Below are 14,203 nucleotides of genomic sequence, written 5' to 3' on the forward strand. Positions count from 1 at the left end.
TTATACTAGCTGTAGAGAGGAAAAATCATGAAAACGGTAAAAGAAGTGAGTCGCCTATCAGATGTTAGTATCAAGACGCTGCATTATTACGATAAGATTGTTTTGTTAAAGCCAACGATTGTCTCTGAAAATGGCTATCGCTATTATGATGGGACGGCTCTTAGTCGATTGCAGATGATTTTATATTTTCGTGACCTGTCTTTTCCTCTTGAGACGATCAAAACACTCTTGATGTGCTCAAGGGACGATAGATATATCCTGTTAGGGCAGCAGCTTGCTTATCTGCAGCAAGAGAGCAGAGCGCTAACACAGAAAATCAATCGTCTCAAGCATTTGCAGGAGAAAAAAGGAGGGCTTACTATGCTGAGTTACATAAAAGAGGAAGTCCTAGCTTTTCAAAAAGAAGCTAAGGAAAAATTGGGAGATACCGAGCGAGGCTTATCAAGACTTTACCGAGCACACGCAAGAAGAGCTGCCGTCTGCTGTAGATGACTTGCCTTTATTGTTTGCTAGTTTTGGACGCATGCAGGATTTACCAGCAGATACTGAGGAAGTCCAAGCCCAAGTCAAGGCGCTAAAAGACTACATCAGCGAGCATTTTTACGAGTGCACAGATGACATTCTAAAGGGTCTGGGTGAGCTTTATGTCACAGATCAGCGCTTTACAGATTTTATTGATCAAGCAGGTGGTCGTGGCACAGCCAACTACGTCAACAAAGCCATCGCCATCTATGTCAAGTAGAAAAGAAGAACAGTCCTTTTGGGCTGTTTTTTGAATTGTCGAAAAATAATGTAAAAAACACAGAAAACGGTTGCATTTATTTGTGAAATAATGTACAATACTAGGTGAAGAAAATCACAAAGATATTTTTTCGTTATTATTGACATAAGACTATGGAGGAAGAGAAATGGTTAAGAAAGCACAAACAGCAGAATTATCTGTAGAGGAGCAGGCGATTGCCTACACAGATAGCTTGGTTGAAAAAGCGCTAGCCGCAGAGGCACTTTATGCCACTTACTCACAAGAGCAAGTGGATAAAATCGTAGCCGCTATGGCGCTTGCGGGGTCTGAGCATTCCTTAGAGCTTGCCCAAGAAGCAGTCGCTGAAACCAAACGTGGTGTGGTTGAGGATAAGGATACCAAAAACCACTTTGCGACTGAAAATATCTACAATTCTATCAAAGATGAGAAAACTGTTGGTATCATCGGCGAGGACAAGATTTCAGGACAAGTCCAAATCGCAGCACCGCTTGGTGTTTTAGCAGGGATTGTTCCAACGACCAACCCAACATCAACGACCATGTTCAAGATTTTGGTGGCGCTAAAAACACGCAATGCTATTGTTTTTGCTTTCCACCCACAGGCGCAAAACTGTTCAGCACACGCTGCGAAAATCCTCTATGAGGCTGCTCTTGAAGCTGGCGCACCAGAAAACATCATCCAGTGGATTGAAGTGCCATCTATTGCCAATACATCAGCACTCATACAAAACAAAAAGATTGCTTCTATCCTAGCGACTGGTGGACCTGGTATGGTCAATGCCGCTCTTAAATCTGGGAACCCATCTATGGGTGTTGGTGCCGGAAATGGTGCGGTTTATGTTGACCACACAGCTTATCTTGACCGTGCGGTTGAGGATTTACTCATGTCAAAACGTTTTGACAATGGTATGATCTGTGCGACAGAAAACTCTGCTGTCGTTGAAGCGCCGATTTACAAAGAATGGCTGACGAAGATGCAGGAAAAAGGCGCTTACTTGGTACCTAAAAAAGACTACAAGAAGTTTGAGGACTTTGTCTTTAACGACCACCACGGTGTCAACGGTCCTGTTGCTGGACGCAATGCCGCTTGGATTTGTGAGCAGGCAGGTGTCGAGCTTCCTGAAGGCAAAGACGTGCTTCTCTTTGAGCTTGATAAGAAAAATATCGGCGAAAAACTCTCATCTGAAAAGCTCTCTCCACTCCTTTCTGTTTATAAAGCAAAAGACCGTACAGACGGTGTTGAGATTGTCTCTGCCCTTCTAGACTACCAAGGTGCTGGGCACAATGCGGCTATCCAAATCGGCTCACAAGCAGACCCATTTGTTTCTGAATTTGGCGACAAGGTCAAAGCTTCTCGTGTACTTGTCAATCAGCCAGACTCTATCGGTGGTATCGGTGATATCTACACAGATGCCCTTAAAGCCAGCCTAACACTTGGAACAGGATCATGGGGGAAAAATTCATTGTCACACAATCTATCAACTGGCGACCTCTTGAACATCAAAACTGTCGCTAAACGTCGTAACCGTCCACAATGGGTACGCTTACCAGAAAAAATCTACTACGAAAAAAATGCCATCTCTTACCTTCAAGACGAGTCAGAAGTTATCACACGTGCTTTGGTTGTTGCTGACCCAGGTATGGTGCAGTTTGGCTTTGTTGACACTGTGCTTGCTCAGCTAGCCCTTCGTGAGGAAAAAGTCGTGACCTCACTTTACGGCACTATCAAGCCAGACCCAACACTTGGGCAAACTATAGAGATTGCTAAACAAATGGCAAGCTTCAAGCCAGACACAATCATCGCTGTCGGTGGTGGTTCTGCTATGGACGCAGCGAAAATTGCCCGCTACATCTACGAGTACTCTCTTGACCAAGAAGAAGGCTTCCTTGAAAGCTATGAAGCTGTTAGCGAGCTCTTCCTTCGTCTCCAACAAAAATTCATCGATATTCGTAAACGTATCGTCAAGTTCAAACACCAAGCTGAAACACGTCTCTTCTGTATTCCAACAACATCTGGTACAGGCTCAGAAGTGACACCATACGCTGTTATCACAGACGATCATACCCATGTCAAATACCCACTGACAGACTATGAATTGACACCACAGGTTGCTATTGTCGACCCAGAGTTTGTCATGACAGTACCAAAACGCACTTGTGCTTGGTCAGGGCTTGATACTTTGTCACACGCTCTTGAGTCTTATGTGTCTGTCATGGCGTCAGACTTTACACGTCCTTGGTCACTAGAGGCGATTAAGCTGGTTCTTGAAAACTTAGAAGCGTCTTACAAGTACGACCCACAACACCCAACGCTTGAGGGTGAGTTGGCGCGTGAAAACATGCACTACGCAGCAACACTTGCTGGTATGGCTTTCTCAAATGCCTTCCTTGGTATCAACCACTCTATCGCCCACAAGCTAGGTGGTGAGTTTGAGTTGCCACATGGTCTTGCTATCTCTATTGCTATGCAGCACGTTATCCGCTACAACGGTGTCTCTGGTAATGTCAAACGCAGTGTCTACCCACGTTACGAAGTTTACCGTGGTCAAAAAGACTACGCTGATATTGCCCGTGCTGTCGGACTCAAAGGCAAGACAGACGCTGACCTTGTCGAAGCGCTCTGCCAGCGTATCAATGATTTGATGACAGCCGTTGACGTCACACCAACCCTTTCAGCTAACGGTGTCACAAAAGAAGCCTTTGACGCTGCTGTGGATGAGTTGGCTGTCCTTGCCTATGACGACCAATGCACACCAGCAAACCCACGCCAACCATACATCGAAGAACTCAAACAACTCTTGATTGACATGTTTTAATCACAAGACAATTCCTGCGACTAGCAGGAATTGTTTTTTAAAAGCTCTAGTCAAGTGTCTGTATTGGTGGTACAATTAAGAGGAATGATTATTTAGGAGGAAGTTATGCGTCGTCGCAGAAAAAGAAAGTCATCTTATAAAGTTATATTAGCGCTTGGTTTTGTTTTTGTAGGTTTTTGTTTGCTGGGGGCTTTTGCGCTCTCAAAAGCTTTTCTCTCTGAGGATAAAACAGCTGAAAAGACCACAATCAGCTCAAGTACAGCAAGCACTAGCACATCAACGGTACAGAGTGAAGAAAAAGCAGAAGAAGTGAGCTGGCAAAAGCAGGATGAGCCCGTCCGCATTCCGATTTTGATGTATCATGCCATTCATGACATGGATCCGTCAGAAGCAGCGAGTGCCAATCTCATCGTCTCACCCAGCGTTTTTGAAACGCACATCAAGCGCTTAAAGGAAGAGGGCTATTATTTCCTCTCGCCAGAGGAGGCTTATAAGGCGCTGACTGAAAACAGCTTGCCCAGCCAAAAAGTGGTTTGGTTAACCTTTGATGATGGGAATGAGGACTTTTACACGCAGGCTTACCCTATTCTCAAAAAATACGGTGCTAAAGCCACCAACAATGTCATTACAAGCTTTGTGGAAAATGGCAATGCTGCTAATCTCACCCTTGAGCAGATGCAGGAAATGAAGCAAAACGGTATGTCCTTTCAGGCGCACACCGTCACACACCCAGACTTGTCAGTACAGACACCAGAGCGCCAAAGTAGCGAGATGACAGGCAGCAAGAGCTTTTTAGACAGCAATCTCTCTCAAGACACTATCGCCCTTGCTTATCCGTCTGGGCGCTATAACGACACGACCTTGCAAACGGCAGGGCAAAGTTATAAACTGGCTGTCACGACCAATGAAGGCTTGGCAGAGTACAGTGATGGGCTGCTGTCTCTTGATCGGGTGCGGGTGCTGCCAAGCATGACAGCAGATGATTTACTAGCCAGTATGCGAGCGAGTTAGTAAAAGAGATTAACATTTTAGATGAAACGTGCTATAATAAAGAAGATTTGACTGTTTTTTAACAGCCGTGTTTATCATTATTAGACAAAAAGGAGACCAGAATGGGACGTAAATGGGCCAATATTGTTGCCAAGAAAACTGCCAAAGATGGTGCAAACTCAAAAATTTATGCTAAATTTGGTGTTGAAATCTATGTTGCTGCCAAAAAAGGTGAGCCAGACCCAGAGTCAAACTCAGCTTTGAAGTTTGTTTTGGAGCGTGCTAAGCAAGCGCAAGTACCAAAACACGTTATTGATAAAGCCATTGACAAGGCTAAAGGAAATACAGACGAAACCTTTGTTGAAGGGCGCTATGAGGGCTTTGGACCAAACGGTTCAATGATTATCGTAGATACCCTCACTTCAAACGTCAACCGTACTGCTGCCAACGTGCGTTCAGCCTACGGTAAAAACGGCGGTAACATGGGAGCGTCAGGCTCTGTATCTTACCTCTTTGACAAAAAAGGCGTTATCGTCTTTGCTGGAGATGACGCAGACAGTATCTTTGAGCAATTGCTTGAAGCAGACGTTGATGTAGATGACGTTGAAGCAGAAGACGGCGTTATTACTGTCTACACAGCACCAACTGACTTGCACAAAGGAATTGAAGCTCTTCGTGCTAATGGTATCGAAGAGTTCCAAGTGACTGAACTTGAGATGATTCCACAATCTGAGGTCACTCTTGAGGGCGAAGACCTCGAAGTTTTTGAAAAACTCATCGACGCCCTTGAAGCCGATGACGACGTGCAAAAAGTTTACCACAACGTTGCAGATTTCTAAAAAACAAAGCACTCACTGCCACATCAAGCAGTGAGTTTTTTGATACCCTATACAGACCTCTTGTCGTGTGGTATAATTTTGTCAGAATATTAAGTCAATAACGAGTGGAGATTAGAAATATGACTGTTATAGAGGTAAATCATCTGGTGTGCAGCTTTCATGAAAAGACTGCTTTGGAGGACATTAGTTTTGAGGTGGATGAGGGCGAGATTTTTGGTTTTCTAGGTCCGTCTGGTGCGGGAAAGACAACGACCATCAATATTTTGACAGGTCAGCTGCCGCCTAAGAGCGGAACAGCTCTTGTGCTTGGAAAGGCGTCGAGCAAGCTCGTCGCAGATGATATGGTCAACTTAGGCATTATGAGTGATACGGTTGGTTTTTATGAAAAGATGAGCTTGTATCAAAACCTCGCTTTTTTTGCTCGTTTTCATAAGGTGCCAATGGAGCACTTGGAGGCTTTGCTTAGACGTCTGGACTTGTGGGAGAGTCGAAAGACCAGAGCAGAGAAGTTATCCACAGGAATGCGGCAGCGCATGTTTCTCATCCGAGCGATTTTACATGAGCCAAAGATTGTCTTTTTAGATGAGCCAACGTCAGGCTTAGACCCTGTCATGTCTCAAAAGGTGCATGAGCTGCTCCTTGAGCTTAAAGAAAGTGGCATGACAATTTTTTTAACCACTCATGATATGCAAGAAGCGACAAGACTCTGTGATAAGCTGGCGCTGCTGCACCGTGCACCGTGGGCGTATCTGTGAGTATGGCAGCCCTCGTGACATTTTAGATCGCTATCGTGATGATGATAGAGTGGAGGTGCGCATGCTCTCTGGTGAGGTTAAGCTGGTTCCTCAAGAAGATGTCGGGCTTTATCTTGGGAAAGCCGCTAGCATTCATAGCTTAGAGCCAACCCTTGAGAGTGTTTTCATTCAGGTGACAGGAGAGAGATTCGATGACAAATAGTATGCGTAGTTTATTGTGGTTAAAGTGGCAGTACATTGTGACCAATAAAGTGCTTTTAGTGGTGGTGTTGAGCCCGATTGTAGATGTTTACTTGATGTCGCTTTTAGGTCCTAGTGCTGACGCCATGCTACTGTCTTTTGGGACAGGGCTTGTCTATAGCGTGACAGCAGGTTCTTTTGTGACGCTGATAGTCGCTGAGGAAAAGGAGAAAAAGAATATCAGAACCTTGATTTTGACAGGGGTACATCAGCTGGATTATGCTATCTCCGTCATCGCCTATCCTCTCATCCTATCGGTTTTGTCGCTTATTCTTCTTCCCTTTCTTTTTCAAAGACCTGTTGCCAATTGGCTGGTGTACAGCCTTGTCACCATTTTGACGGCGTTAGCTTATATTGCCATTAACTTTGTCATTGCGCTGGTGTGTCAAACGCAGGTGCAGGCAGCCATGTGCAGCATGCTGGTTATGGCTCTAGGCAGTTTCCTGCCCATGCTAATGTTCACAAATGATATGGTCAAAACAATCGTTTCCTTTAGCTTTTTTGGCGCCAGCAGCAACTACCTCTATGCTAGTACTGGCTACCAGCTAACAGACACCTCCTTTATAGCCTTGCTGGTTTGGCTCGTCCTTCTTTTTTATCTTTTAGGACTTGCCTCTCGCTTCAACCGTTCCCACTAATCAACAAGCTGTTTTTAGCTTGTTTTTTTGTCTTAATTTTATGGTATAATTAAGAAAAAGGAGGAGCGCCATGAAAAAAGGGATTGTTTATTTAGTGAGCGCTATGTTGCTGTTTATCATGCCTAGTGTTTTGGCAGATGATGTGGAGTATAGTATTCCAGATTATAAGGGAGAGTTGCGCATTCATCAGGACAATAGCGCAGACTTTAAGCAGCAAATCAGCTATCAGTTTGATACCGACTATAACGGTCAAATTGTCACCCTAGGAACAGGCAGAATGCCAGAAGGCTTTAGTGTTGATAAAGAACCAAAAGTGTCTGCTGTTATTGTCAGAAATGGCAAGAAAAGGTCTGCCAAACTCCGCTGGGACTTGACAAAGGAGGCGGCTGGCTACAAGCTCAAAATCTACAATAAAGGCTATGAGGACGACAAGGTCACAGTCACAGTGAGCTGGCATTTAAAGAACATGCTCTACGCTTATCAGGACGTTGCGGAGCTTAGGTGGCTACCGATTACAGACTGGAGTGTGCCTTTAGAGCAAGTAAAGTTTAGCGTCTCAACGGACAAAGTGGTCAAAGACAGCAAGCTCTGGGGGCATTTAGGTGCGTTTACACCAAGTTTACAGGCAAGCTTGAGCGATAAGACCTACACTCTTACACGAAAAAATGTTGATGACAAGCTAGAGTTGCATGGGTATTGGGATAGGAGCTACTTGACAAGTGTGGCTCATCCGATTGCAAGTAAGCGTAAAACCATTATCCTAAAGCAAGAGAAACTGCTAGTCAAGCAGTACCAAGAAAAGTTGACACGTTTTGGAAAAGAGATTCCAGTGATTATCCTTATAGCAGGCGCTGTGGGTCTTATCTTTCTTGTGGTCTTTGTCTGGTGTATTAACCGCTTTGCTCGCTTTGAAAAGCATGACAGGCTCTATGAGGTGCCTGAAGACCTCTCGCCATTGCTTGTGGCAAATAGTGTCTATGCAACGACACTTGAGGATGCCCAAAACGGCAATTCCAGTGACATCAGCTTTACCAACCTTGCTCAAGCGACCATACTAGATTTGATTGACCGCAAGGTGTTAAGCTATGATGGGCATGAGCTTTCCTTTGATAAGCTAGAGCGTGCGACGGATTCCGAGCTTGACTTTCTCACGCTTGCCTTTGGCGACGCCGAGGTCAAGACGGTTAAGGCTCTCTTTTCAGACTATGCTTATGACTATGACAAGACCCTAGCTCGCCTAGAAAAACGCTACAGTGGCAGTCAGCTGGAGGATGAGATGAAAAAAAGCTCACGCTCTATTTCTCGTTTGCTCAATGAGCGCACAGCGGCTGTTGACAGGGATGTTGAGTCTGAGCTTGTGGCTAAAGGCATTGACTCGCCTTATCGTGATTTGACTAATCGTGAGACCCTAGCGAGCTACCTCATCTACATCTGGGCTTTTAGCTTTGGCTTAGTTAGTCTTTGCCTCTTTGCTTATATTTTGATGACGCTGCCACAGCTTTGGCCAGCTTATGCTTATTTAGTGGTCTTGGCGCTTGGTTATGCGGGGCTTGTGTACCACTTGATGAAGCCGCTTCAGACTAAAGGTGTAGTGACCAAAGAGGGCGCTTATAGGCTCTATCAATGGCACAGCTTTAAGCAAATGCTCTTAGCGGTCAAGACCTTTGAGCGGGCAGAGCTCGAGAGTATCGTTGTCTGGAACCGTATCTTGGTCTATGCGACTCTGTTTGGCTACGCTGACAAGGTCGAAAAGGCACTGCGTGTGCATGGTATGCACTTGCCAGACAATTTTGTTACTGTTACATTTTCAGATTTCAACTATGCCTTTGCCTTATCAGCCAGCCACTATATATCAAGCGTCACAGGTGTTGCGTCCGCTTCAAGCTTTAGTTTGCCAGCAAGTTCAGGAACTGGGGTTTCTGGTGGCTTTACCGGCGGAGGTGGCGGTGGAGGCGGAGGCGCCTTCTAGTCAAAAAGAGCCCGTCAATCGTATTGGCGGTGCTTGTGACAATATGGTATAATGAAAGCACTAAAACTAAGGAGACATTATGTTACTGCTTGAATTATTGAAAGCTATCCTCTTTGGGATTGTTGAGGGGATTACGGAGTGGTTGCCAGTATCAAGTACAGGGCACTTGTTACTGCTGCAGGAGTTCGTCAACCTCAAACAATCGGCTAGCTTTATGGAGATGTTCAATATCGTTATCCAGCTGGGAGCCATTCTAGCGGTTATGGTCATTTACTTTGAACGTCTCAATCCCTTTCAGCCCGGCAAGTCAGCAAAGGAAATTCGTCTGACTTGGCAACTCTGGCTCAAGGTGGTGATTGCCTGCATTCCATCCATTGTGATTGCAGTTCCCTTTGACAATTGGTTTGAAGAGCACTTTACATCGCTGTTTACCATTGCTCTTGCATTGATTGTCTATGGGATTGCTTTTATCTGGATTGAAAAGCGCAATCAAGATGTCGTCCCAGAGGTGACGTCACTTGCTCGTATGCCCTATAAGATAGCCTTTTGGATTGGCTGTTTTCAGGTTTTGAGTATCATCCCTGGGACCAGCCGTTCAGGAGCTACGATTTTAGGGGCGATTATCGTAGGCACTAGTCGTTCTGTGGCTGCTGACTTCACCTTTTTCCTTGCCATTCCGACCATGTTTGGCTACAGTGGTCTTAAAATGGTCAAGTTTTTCATTGACGGCAATCACCTGACTTTCAACCAAGTCTTGATTTTACTAGCTGCAAGTATCACAGCCTTTATCGTCAGCTTGTACGCTATTCGTTTCTTGACAAGCTATGTCAAAAAGCACGATTTCACCGTTTTTGGGAAATACCGTATCATCCTAGGAACACTTATCATCCTCTACCTAATCCTTAAAATGGTAGTAGCCTAAAAAACTAAAAAGAGCCAAGGTTTTCTTGTTTCCTTGCCTCTTTTTTTCTTGTGGATTGCACAAAGCGGACTTTTTCTGTATAATACATTAGAGCGAGAGATTGATAACAGTTGATTTCTCAAGACGACTCGTACGAGGTAGATTAGTATGGAAATGAAACAAATTAGTGAAACAACACTGAAAATTACAATCAGTATGGAAGATTTAGCAGATCGTGGCATGGAGTTGAAGGACTTTCTTTTGCCGCAGGAAAAGACAGAGGAGTTTTTCTACAGTGTCATGGATGAGCTAGACTTGCCAGATAACTTTAAAAACAGCGGTATGCTTAGTTTTCGTGTAACTCCACGAAAAGACCGCATTGATGTCTTTGTGACCAAGTCTGAGATTGACAAGGACTTAAACTTTGATGATCTAGCAGATTTTGGCGATGTATCACAGATGTCACCAGAGGAATTTTTCAAAACGCTTGAGAAAACCATGCAATCAAAAGGCGATACGCAAGCGCATGAAAAGCTTGAACAGCTCGAGCAGATGATGGAAGATGCCTTGGAGGGCGAGGCAACTAGTGAGCCAGAAACGCTTGATGAGCCAGAAACAGACTATGTGCATTACGTTTTCTTCTTTCCAAAACTTGAAGATGCCATTAGCTTTTCAAAAGCTGTGGACTTTGAGACAGAAGCGTCTGAGCTCTACAAGGAGCAAGATGGCTACTACATGACGGTTTTATTGGACATCAAAGACCAGCCGAGCTACTATGCCAATCTCATGTATGCAAGGTTACTTGAGCATGCCAGTCAGTCCAAGAAAACACGTGCTTACTTGCAAGAGCACGGTGTGCAGTTGATTGTTGATGACGCTATTAGCCGTTTACAGTTGATTAAGATGGGATAAATCAATGACAATAAATCTTTTTTTGGTGCTCCTTGGGACTTGTCTCCTCTCAGCTATTCTAACGCCACTTGTGAGACGTTTTTCACTGAAAGTAGGAGCAGTAGACCATCCCAATGCACGTCGCATCAACAAGGTGGATATGCCTAGTGGTGGTGGTTTAGCTATCTTTTTAACCTTCGTCATTGCTACCTTGGTGATTTTACCGTTAATCTCAAAGGACTACACCTATCCTTGGTGGCGTGAGCCTTATCAGGTTTACATCTTACCAGTTGTCATTGGGGCTTTGGTGATTGTGGTGACGGGTTATTTAGACGATATCTTTGAGCTAAAACCTCTACCTAAACTCCTTGGGATTGTCATTGCAGCGACCATTGTCTGGGCATTTACAGATTTTCGCTTTGACAGTTTTAAGATTCCTTTTGGAGGACCGCTCATCCACTTTAATCCGCTTGTGACCTGCTTTTTGACCATTTTGTGGATTGTTGCGATTACCAATGCTATCAATCTCATTGATGGTTTAGATGGCTTAGTGAGTGGGGTGTCTATCATTAGCCTTGTGACCATGGCTATTGTGTCCTACTTTTTCCTGCCTAAGGCGGATTTGTTTTTGACCTTGACTATCTTGGTCATGGTAGCGGCTATTGCAGGATTTTTCCCTTACAATTATCATCCTGCAAGTATCTATCTAGGAGATACTGGAGCGCTTTTTATTGGCTTTATGATTGGGGTTTTGTCTCTACAAGGTTTGAAAAATTCAACAGCCGTTGCGGTGGTCACACCTGTTATCATCCTTGGCGTGCCTATCCTTGATACGGTTGTTGCCATCATCAGACGGACGCTATCTGGTCAAAAGTTTTATGAGCCAGATAAATTGCACCTGCACCACAGACTCCTTTCGATGGGCTTTAGCCATAGAGGTGCGGTCTGGATGGTTTATGCCATTGCCTTTATCTTTTCTTTGATTGCTCTCTTATTAAATGTCTCTAGCCGCTTTGGTGGTGTGCTTTTGATATTTGGGCTCTTATTTGCCCTTGAGATTTTTATCGAAGGGCTTGGTATTTGGGGTGAAAATCGCACACCTCTCTTTAATGCCTTTAAGTTCATCGGCAATAAAGCTTACCGCAAACGTAAACAAGACGAGTACCGCCGTAAATAAACAAAAATGACTGAAACTCTTTCAGTCATTTTCTTAAATCCAAAACGCCAAAATAGAAAGCCTAGCGCTTTTTTGTTATAATAATCATTGTAAACACTTAGTCTAGAGCAAGATTTGCCCTTAGTAATAATGGAAAAAGGAGTAACATAGATGTCTGTACTTGAAATCAAAAATCTTCATGTGTCTATTGAAGACAAGGAAATCTTAAAAGGCTTGAATTTGACCTTGAAAACAGGTGAAATCGCAGCAATCATGGGTCCAAACGGGACAGGTAAGTCTACCTTGTCAGCTGCTATCATGGGAAATCCAAACTATGAAGTCACAGAAGGCGAGATTTTATTTGACGGGGAAAATATTCTCGAGCTTGAAGTGGATGAGCGTGCAAGACTAGGTCTGTTTCTTGCTATGCAATACCCATCTGAAATCCCAGGTATCACTAATGCTGAGTTTATCCGTGCAGCTATGAATGCAGGAAAAGCAGATGAGGACAAGATTTCAGTCATTGACTTTATCACAAAGCTGGATGAAAAAATGGCGCTGCTTGGCATGAAAGAGGAAATGGCAGAGCGCTACCTCAACGAAGGCTTCTCAGGTGGTGAGAAAAAACGTAACGAAATTTTACAGCTCTTGATGTTAGAGCCTAAGTTTGCGCTGCTTGATGAGATTGACTCTGGGCTTGATATTGACGCTCTTAAGGTCGTCTCAAAAGGGGTCAATGCTATGCGTGGCGAAGGCTTTGGTGCCATGATTATCACTCACTATCAGCGCTTGCTCAACTACATCACACCAGACGTGGTGCATGTCATGATGGACGGACGTGTCGTTCTCTCTGGTGGGGCTGACCTAGCTGCTCGCCTTGAAAAAGAAGGCTACGCTAAAATCGCAGAAGAACTCGGCATTGAGTACAAAGAAGAAGTGTAAGCACGTCGCTTGCTACTTACCATACTAGAAGGAGGAAATGATGACAAAAGAAGCTATTTTAGACTTCTCAAGGGCACATGCAGAGCCTGACTGGCTGAGAGAACGCCGCCTAAAAGCTTATGATGTGATAGAAGAGTTGGCATTGCCAAAGATTGAGCGTGTTAAGTTTCATCGCTGGAACCTTGGAGACGGTACCATCTCAGACAGCCCACTCTCAGCTAATGTTCCTGACTTTACAGCACTTGGGGACAATCCAAAGCTGGTGCAAGTAGGGACACAGACTATCCTTGAGCAAATGCCAAGTGAGCTTGTGGAAAAGGGCGTCGTCTTTACAGACCTAGCAAGCGCTCTTGATGAGATTCCAGAGGTGATTGAGGCAGCTTTTGGTAGCGCAGCCAGCTACGACGAGGACAAGCTAGCAGCCTATCACACGGCTTATTTTAACAGCGCAGCGGTTCTATATGTGCCAGACAATGTCGAAGTGGAGACAGTTGTTGAGGGGATTTTCTACCAAGACAGCGATAGCGATACCCCTTTTAACAAGCACGTCCTTGTCATCGTAGGAAAAAACAGCAGTGTTAGCTACCTTGAGCGCTTTGAAAGTATCGGACAAGGAAGTACAAAAGCGACTGCTAATATCAGTGTTGAGGTCATCGCTGCTGACGGTGCGCAGGTCAAGTTTTCAGCCATTGACCGTTTGGGTGAGCATGTGACGACCTACATTAGCCGCCGTGGGCGTCACGGACGTGATGCGACTATTGACTGGGCGCTCGGTGTGATGAATGAGGGAGATGTCATCGCAGACTTTGACTCTGACTTGATGGGTGACGGCAGTCACGCTAATCTCAAGGTGGTAGCTGTCTCATCAGGACGTCAAGTCCAAGGGATTGACACACGTGTCACCAACTACGGTTGCAACTCTGTTGGGCATATCCTGCAGCACGGTGTTATCCTAGAGCGTGGGACATTGACCTTTAACGGTATCGGACATATCATCAAAGGCGCAAAAGGTGCCGACGCTCAGCAGGAGAGCCGTGTCTTGATGTTATCCGACAAGGCAAGAAGCGACGCCAATCCCATTCTTCTCATCGATGAAAATGATGTCACCGCTGGACACGCCGCCTCTATCGGTCAGGTGGATCCAGAGGACTTGTATTATCTCATGAGCCGTGGCTTGGATCAAAAAACAGCTGAACAGCTGGTCATTCGTGGATTCTTAGGCACGGTTATCACCGAGATTCCGATAAAAGCTGTGCGTGATGAGATGATTGACGTTGTTGATAGCAAGCTGGAAAAGAGATAGT

Annotated in this window: 12 protein-coding genes and 1 pseudogene; all 13 read left to right on the forward strand. The window is 44.8% G+C overall.

All coding sequences use genetic code 11. The annotated features are described in order from the left end of the window. The first annotated feature begins 27 nt into the window (after window positions 1–27). The 13 genes and pseudogenes from G5B60_RS01705 (at window position 28) to sufD (ending at window position 14,202) form a co-directional block, all read left to right on the forward strand. A complete protein-coding gene (locus G5B60_RS01705; RefSeq protein ID WP_164682292.1) occupies window positions 28–492 on the forward strand; it encodes a MerR family transcriptional regulator in 465 nt (154 codons plus the stop codon). Beyond that, window positions 425–742, forward strand: a complete 318-nt coding sequence (locus G5B60_RS01710) for a TipAS antibiotic-recognition domain-containing protein (RefSeq protein ID WP_164684087.1) — start codon at window positions 425–427, stop codon at window positions 740–742. Before G5B60_RS01705 ends, G5B60_RS01710 begins: the two co-directional genes overlap by 68 nt. A gap of 166 nt (window positions 743–908) precedes the next feature. Continuing rightward, window positions 909–3,578 (forward strand): bifunctional acetaldehyde-CoA/alcohol dehydrogenase, encoded by a 2,670-nt coding sequence (gene adhE, locus G5B60_RS01715; RefSeq protein WP_164682293.1) that lies wholly within the window; start codon window positions 909–911, stop codon window positions 3,576–3,578. Window positions 3,579–3,683: 105 nt separating this feature from the next. Then, window positions 3,684–4,589, forward strand: coding sequence for a polysaccharide deacetylase family protein (locus tag G5B60_RS01720; protein ID WP_164682294.1), 906 nt, complete (start codon window positions 3,684–3,686; stop codon window positions 4,587–4,589). A 101-nt stretch (window positions 4,590–4,690) separates the two neighbouring features. Then, a complete protein-coding gene (locus tag G5B60_RS01725; RefSeq protein ID WP_164682295.1) occupies window positions 4,691–5,407 on the forward strand; it encodes a YebC/PmpR family DNA-binding transcriptional regulator in 717 nt (238 codons plus the stop codon). 119 nt (window positions 5,408–5,526) lie between these two features. Further along, a pseudogene (locus G5B60_RS01730) lies at window positions 5,527–6,364 on the forward strand (ABC transporter ATP-binding protein). Continuing rightward, window positions 6,354–7,040 (forward strand): hypothetical protein, encoded by a 687-nt coding sequence (locus G5B60_RS01735; RefSeq protein ID WP_164682296.1) that lies wholly within the window; start codon window positions 6,354–6,356, stop codon window positions 7,038–7,040. The pseudogene G5B60_RS01730 and the gene G5B60_RS01735 overlap by 11 nt, the downstream one beginning before the upstream one ends. 70 nt (window positions 7,041–7,110) lie before the next feature. Next, on the forward strand, window positions 7,111–9,009 hold the full coding sequence (locus tag G5B60_RS01740) for a DUF2207 domain-containing protein (protein ID WP_164682297.1): 1,899 nt from the start codon (window positions 7,111–7,113) through the stop codon (window positions 9,007–9,009). A gap of 79 nt (window positions 9,010–9,088) precedes the next feature. After that, window positions 9,089–9,931 (forward strand): undecaprenyl-diphosphate phosphatase, encoded by an 843-nt coding sequence (locus tag G5B60_RS01745; protein WP_164682298.1) that lies wholly within the window; start codon window positions 9,089–9,091, stop codon window positions 9,929–9,931. Window positions 9,932–10,078: 147 nt separating this feature from the next. Continuing rightward, complete coding sequence (gene mecA / locus G5B60_RS01750) at window positions 10,079–10,822, forward strand: adaptor protein MecA (protein ID WP_164682299.1); 744 nt, start codon at window positions 10,079–10,081, stop codon at window positions 10,820–10,822. Between the two features lie 4 nt (window positions 10,823–10,826). Continuing rightward, a complete protein-coding gene (locus G5B60_RS01755) occupies window positions 10,827–11,978 on the forward strand; it encodes a glycosyltransferase family 4 protein (RefSeq protein ID WP_164682300.1) in 1,152 nt (383 codons plus the stop codon). Window positions 11,979–12,128: 150 nt separating this feature from the next. Next, window positions 12,129–12,899 carry a Fe-S cluster assembly ATPase SufC gene (sufC, locus tag G5B60_RS01760; protein WP_115268248.1) on the forward strand — a complete coding sequence of 257 codons (771 nt, stop codon included), beginning with the start codon at window positions 12,129–12,131 and terminating at the stop codon, window positions 12,897–12,899. A gap of 40 nt (window positions 12,900–12,939) precedes the next feature. Then, a complete protein-coding gene (gene sufD, locus G5B60_RS01765; RefSeq protein WP_164684089.1) occupies window positions 12,940–14,202 on the forward strand; it encodes a Fe-S cluster assembly protein SufD in 1,263 nt (420 codons plus the stop codon). The last annotated feature ends 1 nt before the right edge of the window (window position 14,203 follow it).

The organism is Streptococcus hyointestinalis, from assembly GCF_011039275.1.
GTDB classification, from domain to species: Bacteria; Bacillota; Bacilli; order Lactobacillales; family Streptococcaceae; genus Streptococcus; species Streptococcus hyointestinalis_A.

What these genes read in the sequence shown, in the direction of transcription:
- G5B60_RS01725 (WP_164682295.1), top strand. Translation starts at nt 4,691, where the DNA reads ATGGGACGTAAATGGGCCAATATTGTTGCCAAGAAAACTGCCAAAGAT.
- G5B60_RS01720 (WP_164682294.1), top strand. Translation starts at nt 3,684, where the DNA reads ATGCGTCGTCGCAGAAAAAGAAAGTCATCTTATAAAGTTATATTAGCG.
- G5B60_RS01745 (WP_164682298.1), top strand. Translation starts at nt 9,089, where the DNA reads ATGTTACTGCTTGAATTATTGAAAGCTATCCTCTTTGGGATTGTTGAG.
- adhE (WP_164682293.1), top strand. Translation starts at nt 909, where the DNA reads ATGGTTAAGAAAGCACAAACAGCAGAATTATCTGTAGAGGAGCAGGCG.
- G5B60_RS01740 (WP_164682297.1), top strand. Translation starts at nt 7,111, where the DNA reads ATGAAAAAAGGGATTGTTTATTTAGTGAGCGCTATGTTGCTGTTTATC.
- G5B60_RS01705 (WP_164682292.1), top strand. Translation starts at nt 28, where the DNA reads ATGAAAACGGTAAAAGAAGTGAGTCGCCTATCAGATGTTAGTATCAAG.
- sufC (WP_115268248.1), top strand. Translation starts at nt 12,129, where the DNA reads ATGTCTGTACTTGAAATCAAAAATCTTCATGTGTCTATTGAAGACAAG.
- G5B60_RS01735 (WP_164682296.1), top strand. Translation starts at nt 6,354, where the DNA reads ATGACAAATAGTATGCGTAGTTTATTGTGGTTAAAGTGGCAGTACATT.
- mecA (WP_164682299.1), top strand. Translation starts at nt 10,079, where the DNA reads ATGGAAATGAAACAAATTAGTGAAACAACACTGAAAATTACAATCAGT.
- G5B60_RS01755 (WP_164682300.1), top strand. Translation starts at nt 10,827, where the DNA reads ATGACAATAAATCTTTTTTTGGTGCTCCTTGGGACTTGTCTCCTCTCA.
- sufD (WP_164684089.1), top strand. Translation starts at nt 12,940, where the DNA reads ATGACAAAAGAAGCTATTTTAGACTTCTCAAGGGCACATGCAGAGCCT.